The organism is Pseudomonas sp. BCRC 81390, from assembly GCF_030341915.1.
GTDB lineage: Bacteria > Pseudomonadota > Gammaproteobacteria > Pseudomonadales > Pseudomonadaceae > Aquipseudomonas.
Genome location: NZ_JATAAG010000010.1, coordinates 356,435 through 373,971 on the forward strand (window position 1 = coordinate 356,435; position 17,537 = coordinate 373,971).

Sequence of the window (17,537 nt, forward strand, 5' to 3'; positions counted from 1 at the left end):
AAAACTGACTTCTTGGCAGGTTTAAGTTGCGTCAGGCGCAATCCACTGCTGTCGAGGCAGCCAACCCGCTATCAAGGGTCGACACTGCAGCAAGCCTTCAAGATCTGCCGCAACCAGCGATGTGCCGGGTCATTGTGGAAGCGTGGGTGCCATGCCTGCAGAACGGTGACCCGTTCCAGCGGCACCGGGATCTCGAATGAACGCAGCGGTAACCCAAGCTTGTGCACACTGTTGAGAATGTTCGCCGGCATCGGCAGGATCAGGTCGGAATCCGGCAGCGAGAACAGCGCCGAATGGAAGCTCGGGGTAATCAACGCCACCCGCCGCTGCACCTTGCAGTTGGCCAGCTCGACATCGATCGGCCCGTTGGCCCGGCCACGGCGTGACACGCTGATCTGTGGATAACTGGCGAAACTCCCAGGTGTGATCGGCTGTTCGAAGATCGGGTGGTCGCGCCTGGCCAGGCCTACGTAATAGGTCTGGAACAGGCTCTGCACCTTGATCTCCGGGCCCAGTTCCATGGTCGAGCTGATGATCAGGTCGGTGCGCCCGTCGCGCAGCACGCTGTCGTCATCACCGCCAGGGCTTTCCGGCACGAACCGCAGCACCGTGCGTGGCGCCTGCTCGTGCATGCGTCTGAGCAGCTGGGCGCCGTACAGGGCAATGAACAGGTCGTTGGTGCGGATGTTGAAGGCCCGGTCGAGCTTGGGCAGGTCGACCTCGTCGGCACTGCGGAACACCTCGCCGGCCTGCTCCACCAGCGCAGCCACCTGCTCGCGCAGGGCCAACGCTCGTGGCGTCGGCACCAGGCCGCGGCCGGCGCGCACCAGGATCGGGTCGCCCAGGGCATCGCGGATACGCCCAAGGGTCCGGCTCATCGCCGCCGGGCTCAGGTTCATGCGCTGTGCCGCACCGACTACACTGCCTTCGTCGAGCAGGGCATCGAGGGAGACGAGCAGGTTCATGTCGGGGAGTTGCATGGCCATTTTCCGTGACAGCTGTGGAATATGGCGATGGTAGCAGGTTGGCGGATTGCACCAGACGCAATGCGCTCGTGCGTGGTGATGCCTTTATCCACTGGCCGGGTTCGGCCATAAATGAGGCATTGGCAGGCCCGTCGCTTTCGCGGGGCAAGCCCGCTCCCACAGGAATCCCACAATACTCACGTGATGTGCAGTACCTGTGGGAGCGGGCTTGCCCCGCGAAAGGGCTGAGCCTGCAAGCACATCAGCCAGCCTCAACTTAGGATTACGCATGCCCAGCCCCGTCCTGATCGCCATCGATGCCTCACCCGCCTCCACTGCTCTGCTCACCCTCGCCCGCCGCTATTGCCGCCCCGGCGAACACGAACTGCACGTGCTGCTGGCCATCGACTCAACCTTCGCCGTGCACGACAAACCCGCGCCTTACACCACCGAGGAACTGGAGGAATACCCCGCCGCCTGCGAGGAACAACGCCTGGGTGACCGCGCCGTGGCCGAAGCGGTGGCGCTATTGCAACAGGCCGGCTTCGACAGCCAGGGCTGCATGGTTGCCGGGCAGCCGGTCGAGGCAATTGTCGGCAAGGCACAGGAACTGAACTGCGAGCTGATCATCATGGGCCACCGCCACCTGTCGCGGCTGGGGCGGTTGCTGGACCCGTCGGTCAGCGCGAAGGTGATCGACCGGGTTGGGGTGCCGGTGTTGGTGGGGGCCGCGGGCGGATGACTTGAGAGGTTTATCGCTTGTGGGATAGAGCGCCGCGCGGGCGGCGCGCGATCCCACAGGCGCCACCCCACTCAGGGCGAACCCGGCTTCACCACCACCGTACAGGTCGTCCCCGCCGCCAGCAGGAACCCTTCCGGCACCTCATCAATGTGAATACGCACCGGCACCCGCTGCGCCAGGCGAACCCAGTTGAAGGTCGGGTTCACATCGGCGATCAGCTCGCGGCTTTGCGGGTTGTCACGGTCGTAGATGCCACGGGCGATGCTCTCCACATGGCCCTTGATGCGCTCGCCGCTCATCATCTGCAGCTCGGCCTGGTCACCTACCTTCACATGCGGCAGCTTGGTCTCCTCGAAGAAACCGTACACCCAGAACGAGTGCTCGTCGACCACCGCCATCACCGCTTCACCGGTGCGCGCGTAGTCACCCTTGTGGATATTCAGGTTGGTCACGTAGCCGTCCACCGTGGCCACGATCTGCGTGCGCTTGAGGTTCAGCTCGGCTGCCGCCAGCTCGGCGAGGGCTTGCTGGTAGTCGGCCTGGGCTGCGTTGGCGATGTTGCTGGCGTCGTCGCGGTTTTCCTTGGAGATCACCAGGTTGTCCATGTCGGCACGGCGCTTGGCGTTGACCTTGCGCATTTCCCAGGTGGCCTTGCGCGAAGCGACCAGGGCCTTGGCCTGGTCGACTGCCAGCTGGTAGTGCTCGGGGTCGATCTGGATCAGCAGGTCGCCCTTCTTCACCCGCTGGTTGTCCTTGACCGGCACGTCCACCACATAGCCCGGCACATCGGCGGCGACGTTGATTATGTCGGCGCGCACGCGGCCGTCACGGGTCCATGGCGTGGTCATGTAATGCAGCCACAACTGGCGACCGATCACCACGGCAGCGGTCAGCACCAGCAGGGTGGCGATCAGGCTGAAGAACTTTTTCATCGAAGGTTTCTCACCAGTAGAGCGACAGCGCCAGGGCGCCGAACAGGCAGACGAACAGGCTCAGGCGCAGCAACGCCGGGTGCCAGAAGAAGCGGTAGCCATCATGGCTGGCGATGAACCGGTCCAGGCCCCAGGCCAGGCCCAGGGCGAACAGGAACATCAAGGTCATGGTGGGCATGTACACGCCATGGAAGGCGATTTCACGGGGCATGATTTCACGGAGCACGGTGCAGTCCTTTCGCCGGTGCCAGTGGCGACTGTGGGTCGAGCAGGGATGAACGGATGAAGTGCAGGTAGCTTTGCGCGCGGCGCAGTACCGAGGTGTCGAAGTGCCGGGCGAACGGCTCGTCGGTGGCCTGTACGCGGGCAATGGCGTGGTCCACCGCCACCAGGGCGCGTTCGTGGTTGCTGGCGCTGGGCTGCAGGAACAGCCGTGCCAGGGCGCGGCCCATGACGCGGATGGCCTGGCGCCAGGGTTGCGACTCGGCGTAGGCCGGGTGCACCGGCGCGCGGGCCTGTTCCTTGCGCAGCTCAATGACCGCGTGGCCGATCTCCAGCACGCTGAACATCCAGCCCATCAGCTGGCTTTGTACCTGCGGCTTGCCGGCAGCCAGGCCATAAGCCTGGTGCAGCAGGTCACGCGTGCGGCTCTCGAAGGCCGAGCCCAGGCCGCGCAGGCGACCACTGATGGCGAACAGCACCTGCTCGCGCAGTTCCTGCTCCAGGCGGCTCCACAGCCAGCGGCTGTTGGGCGGCAGGATGATTGCCCCGGCCGCCGCGCAGACGAACATGCCGATGACCATGCCGATGTAGTCGTTGATGAAGCTGTACGGGTCATACACGGTGAGGTTGTTCGGCACCGAGCCGATGGCGAAGAACACCAGCAGGCCGATGCCGTAGCCGGCATAGGCCGGGCGTGACGAGAGGAAGGCGCCGAGCACGAACACCGGCGCCAGCACCATGCACAACAGCGGGAAACCGTCGATCCAGGGGAACACGAAGAAGGTTTCGAAGAAGCCGACGAAGGCGCCAATCGCCGTACCACAGGCCATCTGGAACGACATGCGCTTGGGGTTGGGCGAAGCCGCCGACAGGCCGACGGTGACCGTGGCGATCAGGGTCATCATGGCCCCGCTGGGCCAATCGCTGAGCAACCAGTAACTGCCCAGCAGCAACAGCACCGCCGAGGCGCGCAGGCCAGCGGCCAGCGACACCAGCCAGCTGGTCTGCGCCACATAGGGCTCGTCCCATTGTTCGCGCTGGTGCCGGTGCGCGGCCAGCGAGGCGTGCGTCTCGGCATAGCTGTACATCTCGTCGACGAAGCGGTAGAGCAGCTCGAAAGCCGTGTGGAAATCGAGCAGGTCGGCCTCGCTCGGCTCGGTCGCCAGGTACTCGGCGCGCAGGCTGCGCACCTGCGCCTGCAGGCCTTCCTTGTAGGCCGCCAGTTCCAATGTCAGGCGCAACGCGTCGGCATCGGTCAGCGCCCGGCCGACGTAGGGTTGCAGCAACTCCACCAGGGTGTCCAGGCCCGGTTCGATGGCGCTGACGATCTGCCGCGGGCCACGCGCACGCAGGCGCTCCAGCAACCGGTGCAGGGCATTGAAGCGGGTGGTGATGGCCATGAATTCGCTGTTCATGCGCACCAGCCGGCCAGAGCGTCGGCGCATGTGCGGGTCTTCGAACGCGGTGACGTTGCGCAGGCTCTCAAGGCCCACTGCCTCGGCGACGAAGCGCACGTTGCTGGTCTCGAAGCGGTCGCGCTGGCTGTCGCCGCGCAAGGCTTCGACCACTACCCCGGCAAATACGCCAAAGCGCTGGTACAGGGCGTTGCGCATGGCGGCACTGGCCGACTGCGGCAGGATCGCCGCGCTGACGAAGGTCGACACCAGGATGCCCAGGGCGATTTCCAGCACCCGCCACACCGCCGCCATGAATGCCTGGTCAGGGTGTTGCAGCACCGGCAGGCCGATCATCGCTGCGGTGTAGCCGGCCAGCACGAAACCATAGGCGCGGAAGGTGCGGTAGCGCATGGCACCGGCCGAGCACAGGCCTACCCAAACGGCCAGGCTGGGCAGGAACAGCTCGGTGTTCTGCGGAAAGATGGCGATCAGCGCCACCATCATCGCCGAGCCAGCCAAGGTGCCCAGCACCCGATAGAAGCTCTTGGCGAACACATGCCCACTTTGCGGCTGCATCACGATGAACACGGTGATCATCGCTGTGCGCGGTTGTGGCAGTTCCAGGCGCATGGCCAGCCACAGGGTGATGAACGCGGCGGTCAGCACCTTGAAGATGTACACCCAGGTCACACCGTCGGTGCGCGCCCAGGCAAAGAAGCCCCGGCGCCATTCCAGGCTCTGCAGCCAGCGCACGGGCAAACTGAAGGTGCTCATTCGGCGTGGTCCGGCGTCTTGTTGAAAATGGCCAGGGTGGCCGGGGTTTCCGGTGCCGCCTGGCGCTGTGCCTGCGGCACGTCATGGCCAGCCTGCAAGCCACCACCCAGGGCGGTGACCAGCTCGGCATGGGCGATCAGGCGGGCGGCCTGCACCTGCTGCTGCACCTGCTGCTGGCGGAACAGCAAGGTTTGCGCGTTGAGCACGTTGAGGTAGTCGGTAAGCCCGCGCTGGAAAGCGACCATGGCGATGTCGTAGGTCTTTTGCGCGGCAGCGACCGACTCGGCGGCAAAGTGCGACTGCTGCTGCATCGACTCGCGGCGGATCAGCTGGTCGGAGATGTCTTTCAGCGCACCGACCACGGTCTGGTTGTAGCGCGCCACGGCCACGTCGTAGCCTGCCGAGGCCACGCCCAATTGCGAGCGCAGGCGGCCACCGTCGAAGATCGGCAGGCTGATGGCCGGGCCGACGTTGTAGTTGAACTTGCGCCCGGTGAGGAACTCCAGCGGGCCACCGCCCGTAGCCATGAAGCCCAGGCTGCCGACCAGGTCGACGTTGGGGAAGAAGCCGGCGTGGGCGACATCGATGCCACGCGCCTGGGCGGCCACCTGCCAACGGCTGGCGACCACGTCGGGGCGCTGGCCGACCAGCTCGGCCGGCAGGTTCGATGGCAGTTTCAGCGGCGCCGCCAAAGTCAGGCTCGGGCGCTGCAATTGCGCCCCCTCGCCCGGGCCCTTGCCGGCCAGCGCGGCCAACTGGTTGCGGGTCAGGGCGATCTGTTCATTGAGGCTGTCGAGCTGGCGGTGGGTTTCCGGCAGCGGCGCTTCGGCCTGGCTGACTTCGAAGTGGGTGCCGATGCCAGCCTCCAGGCGACGCTTGGCCAGGGCCAGGATCTGTTCCTGCTGCTGCAGTTCGGCCTTGACGATATCGCGCTCGGCGAAGTGCAGGCTCAGCTGGATATAGGCGCGCACCACGTTGTTCTGCAGCTCCAGCTGCGCCTGGCGGGCTTCGGCCACGCTCATGTGCGCCTGGTCCACGGCCTGCTCGCTGGCATTGCGTTCGCGGCCCCAGAGGTCGAGAGCGTAGCTGAAGCCAATGGCGGCGTTGTTGTCCCAAGTGTTGGCGCCGGACAACGCACCAGGGCCGTAGAACTGATCTTCAGGCCAGTTGTGACGTTTCAGCGTGGCCTGGCCGTTGGCCTGGAGCTTCTCTGCCGACTCGACCACACCAGCCATGGCCTTGGCTTCACGCACCCGCGCCGCCGCCATGGCCAGGCTCGGGCTGCCAGCCACGGCCAGGGCAACCCAGCGGTCCAGCTGAGGGTCGCCATAGGCCTGCCACCACTGCTGGTCGGGCCAGTGGGCGTCGCTGGCGGCTTCGCGTATGGCCGCGTCAGTGGTCAGGGTATTGGCTTGCAGCGTCTTGCTTTGCGGGGCTATGCCCCAGGTTCCGATACAGCCGCTCAAGGTGAGGGCAAGGGCACAGGCACTGAACGCACTGAGCGTTCTGATGATGCGACGCGGCACAGCTGCGAATTCCCGAGGAAGAGGTGATAGGGCCGGGCAATTCTAGGGGGCGGCAGCACTGGCGATAAGCGTGGATTCCTGCGAATCTTTGTTACCAAAACAGCGATAATCCGCCTTTGGTCGAAGGCAACTTTTCATCTTTTTTTCGTTACTTCGTGACACAATTTTGTCCTCTACATCGAGAGTGACCCATGGACACCCTGCAAAACATGCGTGCTTTCAGTTGCGTAGCCCAACTGGGCAGCTTTACCGCTGCCGCCGGGCAGCTGGATACGACCACCGCGAACGTGTCGCGGGCAGTCTCCAACCTGGAAGCCCATCTGCAAACTAGGCTGCTCAATCGCACCACTCGCCGCATTGCGCTGACCGAAGCCGGCAAGCGCTACCTGATGCGTTGCGAACAGATTCTTACCTATGTGGAAGAAGCCGAGGCCGAGGCCAGCGACGCCCATGCGCGCCCCGCCGGGCAATTGAAGGTGCACTCGATGACCGGGGTCGGCCAGCACTTCGTGGTCGATGCCATTGCCCGCTACCGCGAGTCGCACCCGGACGTGACCTTCGACCTGACCATGGCCAACCGCGTACCCGACCTGCTCGACGAGGGCTATGACGTGTCCATCGTGCTGGCCACCGAACTGCCCGACTCGGGGTTCGTGTCGCAGCGCCTGGGCATCACCTACAGCATCGTCTGCGCCTCGCCTGCCTACATTGCCCGCCACGGCGTGCCGCACAAGCCTGCCGACCTGCTCAAGCATGCCTGCCTGCGTATGGTCAGCCCGGTGATCCCGCTGGAAAAGTGGCTGTTCGACGGCCCGGAAGGCCAGGAAATGGTCAACATCACCAGCTCGCCGTTCATGGTGAATACCGCCGATGCCATGAAGACCGCGATTCGCAGCGGCATGGGGGTGGGCGTGCTGCCGATCTATTCGGCCATCGACGGCCTGCGTGACGGCAGCCTGGTACGGGTGCTGCCCGAGTATCGCCTGCAGGAGCTGAACCTGTATGCGATCTACCCGTCGCGGCAGTACCTGGACGCCAAGATCAAGACCTGGGTCGAGTACCTGCGCAATTCGCTGCCAGAAATCCTCGCGGCGCACGAGGCGGACCTGAAAACCCATCAGGTGCTGATCGCCAATTAAAAAGCTGCTGCATTGCAGGGGCGGACAATGGTAGGTTGCTAACCATTCCTGGCCTCTTCGCGGGTAAACCCGCTCCCACAGGTACGCCACCGCCTTGCAGGCCTGTGCAATACCTGTGGGAGCGTTCACTCGCGAAGAAACCACCACCGCCCCACCGCCTTGCAGAGAAGTTGCCCGATGAAAAAGACCGTCCTGGCCTTCAGCCGCATTACCCCGGCCATGGCCGAGCGCCTGCAGCAAGATTTCAACGTGATCCTGCCCAACCCCAAGCTGGGCGACATCAACGCTCAGTTCAACGAAGCCCTGCCCGCGGCCCACGGCCTGATCGGCGTCGGCCGCAAGCTTGGCAGGGCACAGCTTGAAGGCGCGGCCAAGCTGGAAGTGGTGTCCAGCGTTTCGGTCGGCTACGACAACTACGATCTGGACTACCTCAATGAACGTGGCATCGCCCTGACCAACACCCCGGATGTGCTGACCGAAAGCACTGCCGACCTGGGTTTCTCGCTGATCATGGGCTGTGCCCGCCGCACCGCCGAACTGGATGCCTGGACCAAGGCCGGCAACTGGCAGGCCACCGTGGGCCCGGCCCACTTCGGCAGCGACGTGCATGGCAAGACCCTGGGCATTGTCGGCATGGGCAACATTGGTGCCGCAGTCGCGCGCCGTGGCCACTTCGGTTTCAACATGCCGATCCTGTACAGCGGCAACAGCCGCAAGGCCGCGCTGGAGCAAGAGCTGGGCGCACAGTTCCGCAGCCTGGAGCAGTTGCTGGCCGAAGCGGATTTCGTGTGTATCGTGGTGCCGCTGTCCGATGCCACCCGCAAGCTGATCAGCACCCGCGAGCTGCAATTGATGAAGCCGAGCGCGTTCCTTATCAACATCGCCCGCGGGCCGGTGGTGGACGAAGCGGCGCTGATCGAGGCGCTGCAGAACGGTACCATTCGCGGTGCAGGCCTGGATGTGTACGAGAAAGAGCCGCTGAGCGATTCGCCGTTGTTCAAGCTGCCCAATGCGCTGACCTTGCCGCACATCGGTTCGGCCACTGCCGAAACCCGCGAAGCCATGGCCAACCGGGCAATCGACAACCTGCGCGCGGCACTGCTGGGTGAGCGACCGCGGGACCTGGTCAACCCGCAGGTGTGGAAGGGCTGATGCTTGCCTGACCCGGCGCGACTCCTGTAGGAGCGGCCTTGTGCCGCGATGGGCCGCAAAGCGGCCCCGGCAATATCACCGAAGAAGCTGAATCGGGGCCGCTACGCGCCCCATCGCGACACAAGGCCGCTCCTACACAGGCCTCGACAGCCCGGTTGCCAACCTGGCCCTGGGCTTGCGAAATACCAGCACGTTCCCCGCCATCACCGCCACCAGCCCCAACAAGGCCGGTGTCGTCCACTGATACCCCTCGGCCACCGCCGACACATTCAGTGCCACCAGCGGGAACAGCACCGTGCAATAGGCTGCCCGCTCCGGCCCCATGCGCCCGACCAGGGTCAGGTAGGCAGTAAAGGCGATCACCGAACCCGGAACCACCAAGTACAGCAACGAGCCGATATAGCGCGCATTCCACTCCATGCTGAACGGCACGCCGCTGATCACACAGAACAGCGCCAGCATCGCTGCGCCGTAGACCATGCCCCAGGCATTGGTGGTCATCGGCTTGAGCCCGGCCTTCTGCTGCATGCTCGAGAGCATATTGCCGGCCGAGAAACACAAGGTGCCGAGCAAAGCCAGGCCAAGGCCATACAGGGTCTCGCGGCTGGCCGTGTGGTGGGACAGCTCCGGCCAGAACAACAGGCCCAGGCCAAGCAAGCCCAAGGCGCCGCCGCCGAGCACATTGCTGGCAATCTTCTGGCCAAGGAAGATCCGTGCGTTGAGCGCGTTCCACAAGGTGGCGGTGGAAAACACCACGGCAATCAGGCCACTGGCGATCCACTGGCTGGCGCTGAGGAAGCAGATGAAGTTGACGCAAAACAGGCATAGCCCCTGGGCCAGGCAGATCTGGTGGCCACGGCGGTTCATCGGCTGCAGGCGGCGCGTGAGCAGCAGGAAGGCGAACAGGATCAGCCCGGCCAGGGCGAAGCGGTAGACGATCGAGACCGGAATGGCGACCACGCCCAGTTGGAGTTTCAGGGCGATCCAGGTAGTACCCCAGATCAGCACGGTAAGCAGATAGAGTGACAAGTTCATGGCGGCGGTTCCTTGGGCCTTTCAGGATCGGTGCCCGGCGCTTCGCGGCTAAAGCCGCTCCCACGGGGACCGCGCTGCTCTCGAGGCTGGCGCGGTCCCTGTGGGAGCGGGTTCACCCGCGAATCGAGGGCGCAGCCCTCGCCGAGGCATTTCAGTGTTCTCCTGTCGAACACCCACGCGCTTGCATAAACTTGCGCATTTGTCCCACGGGTAGCTGTAAGCCTGCCCAAGGCGCAGTAGGATGGCTGGCAAGAGGAACAACCCATGACGCCATTCAGCCAACTGCAAGTGTTCAACGCCATGCACGCCTCGCCCAACGCCCGGCTGGAGCTGAGCGCACAGCTGGGCGACGGGCTGGCGGCAGCGTTGTGGAACAACCGCGACGATGCCCGCGACTACCAGGCCCCCAGCCACCACACCCTGTCGTGCTACATCGCCGACGGCACTGGCACCTTCCGCCGCCAGCGCCCGGCCGACAAGGGCGCGCCGAACAAGCTGTGCGTGATGCCGGCCGGGCAGGAATCGAACTGGGTGGTCAATGGCGCGATCCGCCTGGCCCACCTATACATCAGCGAGGCGCAGTTCGCCCTGGGCTGCGTGCGCCTGCTCGACCGCGAACCGCGTGAGCTGCAACTGCAGGAGGCGACCTTTGTCGACGACCCGCAGCAGGCCGCGCGCTTTCGCCAGCTGATCACCCTGGACTGGGACGAACCTGGCGAGCGCTTGCTGGCCAGCAGCCTGGCACACGAGATCGTCGACCATGCGCTGCTCAACCAGGTCGGGCTGCGCCAGGGCCTGCGCATGAAAGGCGGGCTAGCACCGAACCTGCGCCGGCAGATGGTCGACTACATCGAAGCACACCTTGACCAGCCCATTACCCTGGGTGAACTGGCCGTGCGCTGCAACCTGTCCGAATACCATTTCGCGCGTATGTTCCGCGCCAGCTTCGGGCTGCCGCCGCACCAGTACCTGCTGGCCCGGCGCCTGCACCGGGCCCGCCAGCTGCTGCGCCTGGGGGTGATGCCGCTGGGGGAGATTGCCCTGCTCTGCGGTTTTGCCAGCGCCAGCCATTTCAGCAACCGCTTCCGCCAGGCGATCGGTGCGACGCCGGGCGAATACCGTTCGGCCATTCGCGGCTAAAGCCGCGAAGAGGCCGGCACAGGCTGGTCTAGAACTCAAAGGTGCTGGACAGGCTCACCTGCCGAGGATCGCCGATAGCCACGAAATACTGGTTCACCGCCGAGCTGTAATACACCTTGTCGAACAGGTTCTTGACGTTCAGCTGCAACCGCACCTTGTGCTCGTCGAGCCGGGTTTCATAGCTGGCAAAGGCATCGGCGACGGTATAGGAAGGCAGGTCGAAGGTGTTGGTCGAATCACCCGCCCGCTCGCCCACGTAGCGCGCCCCGGCACCCAGGCGCAGCCGGTCGCCACCGAACAGGCTGCCGTAGTCATACACCGCCGACAGTGTTCCACTGTGCCGGGCCACGTTCTGCAAGCGGTTGCCCTTGAGCTCCGGGTCCTTGGTCACTTCAGCATCGGTGAATGCGTAGCTGCCGATCAGGCTCCAGCGCTCGCTGAGCTGGCCGGTCAGGTCCAGCTCGATACCCCGCGAGCCCACTTCTCCGGCATTGCTGTACAGCGTCTCGCCCGTGCCTTGGTCGAGGCTGGAAACCAGCACATTGCGCTTGGTAATGTCGAACAGCGCCAGGGTGCCGGTGAGGCGCCCCGGCATGTCGAGCTTGGCCCCCAGTTCCCACGACTTGCCCTCCTCCGGCGCCACCGAGCCGTCCAGCACCACGTTGCCGACCAGCGGCGCGATGGTCGAGTTGGGCTTGAACGATTCGCTGTAGCTGGCATAGAACGACAGCTGCTCATCGACCTTGTACACCACGCCCACGTGCGGTACCCAAGCCTGGCCGTTGCTGTCGGTGTTGACCTGGAACGGGCGCCCGCGACCGGCGTACTGGTCGTATTGCTGGAAGCGCGCACCGGCTACCAGGATCCAGTGCTCATCCAGGTGCAGCGCGTCCTGTGCGAACAGCGCATCAGTGCGCAGCTTGTCGGTCTGGTCGCTTTCCTTGGTACCGACCGTGGTGCCCTCCACCTCCTGACCATAGACCGGGTTGACGTAGCTGAAGGTCGATTGGGCTTTCTGCCGGATCAAGTCACCGCGGAAGATCTTGCGGTCCTCATGGTCGATGCCGAACAGCAGGTCGTTCTGCATGCCGGCCAGTTGCAGGTTGCCGGCCAGGCTCAGGGTGGCGAACTGGTCACGGCTCATGGCGTCGTGCGTGCCGTCGATGCTGCGCGACAGCGTGCCGCTTGTTTCAATGACTTTGGTCACCCGCACCTGGCTGGCATCGTAGGTCTCGCGGTTGAAGCTGTAGCCGAAGTGCAGCTTCCAGTCATCGGCCAGCTGGTGGTCGAGCTCCAGGCGGTAGAGGTCGGAACGCCCTTCCATGTCATTGAATGGCTCGTCCAGGCGCCGCGTGGCCGGGATGTCCAGCGGGTGGCCGTTGTTGCCGAATGCCGTGCCCCGATCGAACGGCGAGAGGAACTCGCGGTGCTCGTAGGCCAGTACCACCTGGGTGTCCTCACCCAGCCAGGCCAGCGACGGCGCCACCAGCGATTCGCGGTGCACGCCGTAGTTGCGCCAGTAGTCCTCGTCCTCGTGGTCGACGATCAGCCGGTAGGCGAAATTACTGTCGCCCAGCGCGCCGGTGCTGTCGAAGCCGCCGCCACTGCCATTCTTGCCGCTGCCGTAGGTCGAGCCGCGCACGGTCAGGGCGTTGTACTGTTGCAGCTGCGGCCGCTTGCTGACCACGTTGATCACCCCGCCCGGGTCCTGGATGCCGTACAGCAGCGACGCCGGGCCCTTGAGCACTTCGACCCGCTCGGTGCTGGCATTGAGGTTGCGGCCCTGCACCACCGGCATGCCATCGCGCATGATCGAACCATCACGGTTATCACCGAAACCACGCTTCATCACCGTGTCAGAAGTGCCGCCGAAGTTGTTGCCCTGGGTGATGCCGCTGACGTTGGCCAGGGCGTCGTCGAGGTTGCGTGGGGCCTGGTCGCGGATGACCTGGGCCGGCACCACGTTGATCGCCTGGGGAATGTCCTGGCTCGGGCCCTGCCCGCGCATGATCGAGGCGCTGGCCGGGGGCTGGTAGCTGTAGTCGTCCAGTTCCGAGCTTATCGTGGTGGCCTGCAGGCTGAGGGCGCCGGAAGTGTCCAGCGCTTCCAGGGTGAAGGTGCGTGCGTCGACGCGACGCCAGGCCAACCCGCTGCCGCCCAGCAGCTGCTGCAGGGCCTGCTCGGCGCTGAACCGGCCGTTCAGCGCCGGGGCCTGCGCGCCGGGCAGCTCCAAGGTGTAGACCACGCCCTGGCCAGTGGTCCGGCTGAAGGCGTTGAGCGCTTGTGCCAAGGGTTGCGCGGGCTGGGCGAAGGCGTACGCCTGCTGTTGCTCGGCCGCACAGGCCAGTGGAGCGAAAACGAGGGCCGGCAGCGCGGACAGGCCGAGCCAGAGAGGGACGCAACGCGGGGTGAACTTCATGGACGCTGACCTGTGAGAGGGTTATGACTGCGAATGAATCGCACTTCCACTCATTACACGGATGTCACGTCCTGTTACCTCACCCGCTTTTGAAAATATTTTTACCGGTGCCCGCGAAGAGGCCGGCACAGGCGACTATCGGATGAACGTCAACCGTCCCAGCACAGTCTGCCGCGAAAAGCCCATCACCTTGCCCAGCGAATCCAGCGCCAGCAACGGTTCTGTCGCAGGAAAACTGCCACTGACCTTGCGCTGCCCCAGTTCGCCGTCGAGCAACAGAATGCGCCCCGGGTAATAACGCCCCAGGTCTTCGACCACCTGCGCCAACGGGACCTGGTAGTAGTTCAGCCAACCCTGGCGCCAGGCCAGGCGATTGTCGCTGTCCACCGTCCCAAGGTCGCCCAGCCGGCCTGCAGCGTAGGCCACCTGCTGGTTGGCCGTCAGTTCGCGCTTTGCCGCGCCCGGCGCCGGGCTTACTGCCACCCGGCCGCTACGCACCGTGACCTGCGCGCCTTCGCCCCGCTCACGGACTTCGAACTGGGTGCCGAGCACCCGCACCTCGCCACCTGCTGCTTCGACCAGGAACGGTTCGCCGGTATGCGTGACCTGGAAGAACGCCGCGCCATGCAGTAACCGCACACGGCGCTCGCCGCGGACAAACTCGACGGCAATCGCGCTCCGTGCATCCAGCGTCACCTGCGACTGGTCGGCCAGTATCACCTGGCGCAGCTGCCCGGCGCTGCTGTAGTCGGCCTGCAGCTCCTGCAACCACAGGCCAGGCTGCCATCCCCCGGCAATGCCCACGGCCAGGACCAGGCATGCCGCCAGCGCCAGTGCCGCGAACCGCTGCCGCCACGGCGACCTGGCCACTGGCCGGGCCATGGCATCCAGATAGCGCTGCAGGCCTTGCTGTTCTTCCTCAGCCAGGCGCGCCGCAGCGGTCCCGCTGGCCCGCCATAGCGCCTGCGCCTGAGCGTAGGCGGCACGGTGGGCGGGATCGCTCAGCAGCCAGCGCTTGAACGCGGCCCCCTCGGCGTGCGCAGGCTGCTCGTTGATGCGGCTGAGCCATTGCAGTGCAGCCTGGGACTGCGCCTCGGTAATCGGCGGTAGATGGCTCATCGACGGGCGCTCCCTGGCCGGCGTGGGATGGACGCGGGCTCGGCCACACTCGCCTTGCACGCCTCGAGGGCGCGCATCATATGCTTTTCCACAGCACTCTGGGACAGCTGCATGGCCTTGGCGATCTCGCCGTACTTGCAGCCATGGATGCGATTGAGCAAAAAGATCTGCCGGGTGCGTTCAGGCAAGGCGCGCAGGGCGGCTTCGATGCGCTGCAGATCGTGGTCGACCTGCACGGCCTGCTCCGGTGCCTGGGCATCATCCGCTGGCAACGCAGCTTCGACCACACGTTCGCGGCTGCCTTCACTGCGCAAGTGGTCGATAGCCAGGTTACCGGCGCAGCGCAGCAGATAGGTATCCAGGGCTTCGACCTTGACCTCGGGGCGGCGCCAGAAACGCAGGAACAGCTCCTGGACCAGATCCGATGCGGTGGCCCGGCAACCGACCCGACGGCTGACCAATGCCTCCATGCGCGCGCGCTGGGCCTGGAACACTTCGACGAAACGCGCACGCCCGCCGCCGTTGTCGGTGCCCGGCTCGAACATGTTGCCCTGTTCGCTCATCGGGTCATCCGGTGTACACCACGAGCAACGGCCCCAGCACCACGCTGACAGCGGCCAGGCCCAGCAGCAGCCGGGGCAGGTATGGCAGGCCGAATACCCACACGGTCGCCCCGGCCATCAGTACCGCGCCCCATTGCACCAGGCCATGGGCCCAGCCACGCAGGTGTACGCTGAGTACCAGCGAAACCAGCAACAGCAACCAGCCGGCGCCACGCAACAGGCGCAGCTGGCCTGGCCGCGGCTTGCGCCCGAGCAAGTCGGCGAAGTGTTTTTGCATGGCCAGGCACAAGGCAACCAGGCCTGCGAATGTGATCAGTGCAATGCCTGCCATCAGCTTGCCCCCGCCGTTTCGGCAGGTGGCGTGCTGGCTGCTCGCCGGGCGCGTCCGGTAGCCGCCCTCGGCTTACGCGACAGCTTGCCGGCAAGCCAGGCGAGGAACAGGCCGGTCGCCAGCGCCGTCAGGTCGAAACCGGCCATGGCCCAGTCCCTTGCCGGCAGCGAATGGTTCAGGCCCTGGCCGGTGGTCAGGGCATTGAGCAGCGGCAGCAGGGCAAACGCCAGCGCGCCCAGTGCCAGTTGCTCGGCCCAGGCCCGGTGCCCACTGCGCAGCATGGCGTGCACCAGCGTCAGCCCCCAGGTGATGAAGAAGGTATTGACCTCCCAGTCGGCCCGGCCTTGCACCCCCAGCGGGATCAGGCGGTTGGCCCAGAAGAAACCGGCAACGGCCAGCAGCAGTCCGCTCATGCTGGCGATGTTGAGGACCTCGACCAGGCGCAGCTCGCCCGGCAGGCGTTCGTTCCCGGCATGCTTGAGCTGACGCTTGCCCAGCCACATCACCAGCCCGGTGCCGATCACCGCGGTACCCGCCAGGCCAAAGAAGAAATACAGCCAGCGCAACCAGGGCCCGGCGAAATTGCCCATGTGCAGGCCGGCGAAACTGAACGCGGCCATCATCACCCCGCTCTCCGGCTTGCCCTGGCTCATCAGCGCACCCGTGGTGCCATCGAACGTCCAGTTGGCGCTGCGCCGGTAGGCGACGTGGTCGGCCGACGATTGGGTGAAGGTTACGCGGGCATTGCGGTCACCCGGGTTCTGCACCTGGATATCGCCAATACGCGCGCCTGGTTGCAGCTCCTGAACCCTGGCGTACAGGCCTGCCAACGGCACCAGCGGTGCGGCGACATGGGCTGGCGCAGGCGCATCGTTGCGGCCGAACAGGTCGTTGAAGTACTTGCCAGTGTCATTGCCATAGCTGGCCATGATGCCCGCCGGCATGACCATGTACATGAACAGCACCAGGCTGCTGTAGCTGATCATCAGGTGGAACGGCAGCACCAGCACGCCGATGGCGTTGTGCCCATCCACCCAGGAGCGCTGGCCCTTGCCTGGGCGGAAGGTGAAGAATTCCTTGAAGAACTTCTTGTGGGTGATGATGCCGGTCACCAGCCCCAGCAACATGATGAATGCGCAGAACGTCGACAGCCAGCGGCCATAAGGGTGCGGCATCTGCAGCTGGAAATGGAAGCGGTAGAAGAATTCGCCACCGCGGCTGTCACGTGCCTGCAGCGGCTCACCGGTCTGGGTATCGAGGGTCTGGCTGACAAAGCCACGTGGCCCGCCATTGGCGTCGCGGTAGCCCGCATTCAAGCCCGCCTCACGGGCGTTGGGCAGGCGGATGAACCACGTTCCCGAATCACCTGCGTTATCCAGCAGGTAACGCTGGGCCACCTCCAGAGCATGGGTCGGGTCCAGTGCCTGGCTACGCACCTCCGGCCTCGACCAGTGGGTGATCTCTTCCTTGAAGTACGACAGCGTGCCGGTGAGGAAGATGGCAAACAACAGCCAGCCGAAGATCAGGCCGGTCCAGGTGTGCAGCCAGGCCATGGCCTGGCGGAAGCCTTCTTTCATGCGCTTGTCATCCAGTAGGCCAAGCCGCTGATCGCGCTCAGCAGCACAGTGGGCGCCAACACACCCAGCCAGGCGCGCAAAGCGCTGCGGCAGGCGAAGCACCAGATGAACGCCAGCAGGTAGAAGACGAATGACAGCAACAGGCCTGTGAGTGTGGCATCGACCTGCGGCAATGGCGCTACCAGAGCAATGCAGACGCTGGCCATCGACGCCAGCCTCCCGCCCAGCAAGGCAGCCAGGCTGCGTGAAGTCACGGCCAGGCGATAGCTGAGCGGGAGGCTGGCGGTTTTACGCGTCATGGCGAACGGTCGGGCGTTATCGGGCTTTCAATAATAATGATTTCAATTCTCACAAGCAAAGACTCAGCGCTGCGTGGTCAGCTGTGGCCCTTCATGCAACAAGAAATTTATTTTCAAAAAGGGCTTGAATTCGTTTCGCCGTTGCCTGACCTTAGAGTCAAGAGACGCAGAATTTCCAAGGGTCTCAAAGGCCTAGGCGCGTCTC

General features: G+C 64.9%; 16 protein-coding genes. 4 read left to right on the plus strand and 12 right to left on the minus strand.

What is annotated here, in order from left to right:
- Positions 1-71: 71 nt before the first annotated feature.
- A complete protein-coding gene (locus QSV36_RS06110) occupies positions 72-980 on the minus strand; it encodes a LysR family transcriptional regulator (RefSeq protein WP_289130834.1) in 909 nt (302 codons plus the stop codon).
- Between the two features lie 274 nt (positions 981-1,254).
- On the opposite strand from QSV36_RS06110, the gene QSV36_RS06115 reads away from it, so the two are divergent.
- Complete coding sequence (locus QSV36_RS06115) at positions 1,255-1,707, plus strand: universal stress protein (RefSeq protein ID WP_289130835.1); 453 nt, start codon at positions 1,255-1,257, stop codon at positions 1,705-1,707.
- A 71-nt stretch (positions 1,708-1,778) separates the two neighbouring features.
- Here QSV36_RS06115 and QSV36_RS06120 read toward each other — a convergent pair whose 3' ends face one another.
- Genes QSV36_RS06120 through QSV36_RS06135 form a run of 4 tightly spaced genes read right to left on the minus strand, consistent with a single transcriptional unit; the run spans position 1,779 to position 6,558 of the window.
- Positions 1,779-2,639, minus strand: a complete 861-nt coding sequence (locus tag QSV36_RS06120) for an efflux RND transporter periplasmic adaptor subunit (protein ID WP_289130836.1) — start codon at positions 2,637-2,639, stop codon at positions 1,779-1,781.
- A gap of 10 nt (positions 2,640-2,649) precedes the next feature.
- Complete coding sequence (locus QSV36_RS06125; protein ID WP_008097766.1) at positions 2,650-2,850, minus strand: DUF1656 domain-containing protein; 201 nt, start codon at positions 2,848-2,850, stop codon at positions 2,650-2,652.
- A 4-nt stretch (positions 2,851-2,854) separates the two neighbouring features.
- Entirely contained in the window at positions 2,855-5,032 is a 2,178-nt protein-coding gene (locus QSV36_RS06130) for an FUSC family protein (protein ID WP_289130837.1), read from the minus strand.
- On the minus strand, positions 5,029-6,558 hold the full coding sequence (locus tag QSV36_RS06135) for an efflux transporter outer membrane subunit (protein ID WP_289130838.1): 1,530 nt from the start codon (positions 6,556-6,558) through the stop codon (positions 5,029-5,031). The genes QSV36_RS06130 and QSV36_RS06135 overlap by 4 nt, the downstream gene beginning before the upstream one ends.
- Positions 6,559-6,749: 191 nt before the next feature.
- Between QSV36_RS06135 and QSV36_RS06140 the strand changes: the two genes are divergently transcribed.
- Positions 6,750-7,697, plus strand: a complete 948-nt coding sequence (locus QSV36_RS06140) for a LysR family transcriptional regulator (RefSeq protein WP_170032535.1) — start codon at positions 6,750-6,752, stop codon at positions 7,695-7,697.
- A 177-nt stretch (positions 7,698-7,874) separates the two neighbouring features.
- Positions 7,875-8,849, plus strand: coding sequence for a 2-hydroxyacid dehydrogenase (locus QSV36_RS06145; RefSeq protein WP_289130839.1), 975 nt, complete (start codon positions 7,875-7,877; stop codon positions 8,847-8,849).
- A gap of 132 nt (positions 8,850-8,981) precedes the next feature.
- Here the strand turns inward: QSV36_RS06145 and QSV36_RS06150 are convergent, their stop codons facing one another.
- Positions 8,982-9,884 (minus strand): DMT family transporter, encoded by a 903-nt coding sequence (locus QSV36_RS06150; RefSeq protein WP_289130840.1) that lies wholly within the window; start codon positions 9,882-9,884, stop codon positions 8,982-8,984.
- A gap of 264 nt (positions 9,885-10,148) precedes the next feature.
- Between QSV36_RS06150 and QSV36_RS06155 the strand changes: the two genes are divergently transcribed.
- Positions 10,149-11,024: a helix-turn-helix domain-containing protein gene (locus tag QSV36_RS06155; RefSeq protein WP_289130841.1), complete on the plus strand. Its 876-nt coding sequence runs from the start codon at positions 10,149-10,151 to the stop codon at positions 11,022-11,024.
- A gap of 28 nt (positions 11,025-11,052) precedes the next feature.
- Here the strand turns inward: QSV36_RS06155 and QSV36_RS06160 are convergent, their stop codons facing one another.
- From QSV36_RS06160 to QSV36_RS06185, 6 genes are all read right to left on the minus strand, one after another.
- Positions 11,053-13,443 (minus strand): TonB-dependent siderophore receptor, encoded by a 2,391-nt coding sequence (locus QSV36_RS06160; RefSeq protein ID WP_289130842.1) that lies wholly within the window; start codon positions 13,441-13,443, stop codon positions 11,053-11,055.
- A 135-nt stretch (positions 13,444-13,578) separates the two neighbouring features.
- A complete protein-coding gene (locus QSV36_RS06165; protein WP_289130843.1) occupies positions 13,579-14,562 on the minus strand; it encodes a FecR family protein in 984 nt (327 codons plus the stop codon).
- Positions 14,559-15,125: an RNA polymerase sigma factor gene (locus tag QSV36_RS06170; RefSeq protein WP_289130844.1), complete on the minus strand. Its 567-nt coding sequence runs from the start codon at positions 15,123-15,125 to the stop codon at positions 14,559-14,561. Before QSV36_RS06170 ends, QSV36_RS06165 begins: the two co-directional genes overlap by 4 nt.
- Positions 15,126-15,129: 4 nt before the next feature.
- The gene (locus QSV36_RS06175; RefSeq protein WP_289130845.1) at positions 15,130-15,456 is read right to left on the minus strand and encodes a DUF3325 domain-containing protein; all 327 of its coding nucleotides are present in this window, start codon (positions 15,454-15,456) and stop codon (positions 15,130-15,132) included.
- Positions 15,456-17,033: a PepSY-associated TM helix domain-containing protein gene (locus QSV36_RS06180; protein ID WP_289130846.1), complete on the minus strand. Its 1,578-nt coding sequence runs from the start codon at positions 17,031-17,033 to the stop codon at positions 15,456-15,458. Before QSV36_RS06180 ends, QSV36_RS06175 begins: the two co-directional genes overlap by 1 nt.
- Positions 17,030-17,332, minus strand: coding sequence for a DUF3649 domain-containing protein (locus QSV36_RS06185; protein WP_289130847.1), 303 nt, complete (start codon positions 17,330-17,332; stop codon positions 17,030-17,032). Before QSV36_RS06185 ends, QSV36_RS06180 begins: the two co-directional genes overlap by 4 nt.
- Positions 17,333-17,537: the final 205 nt, after the last annotated feature.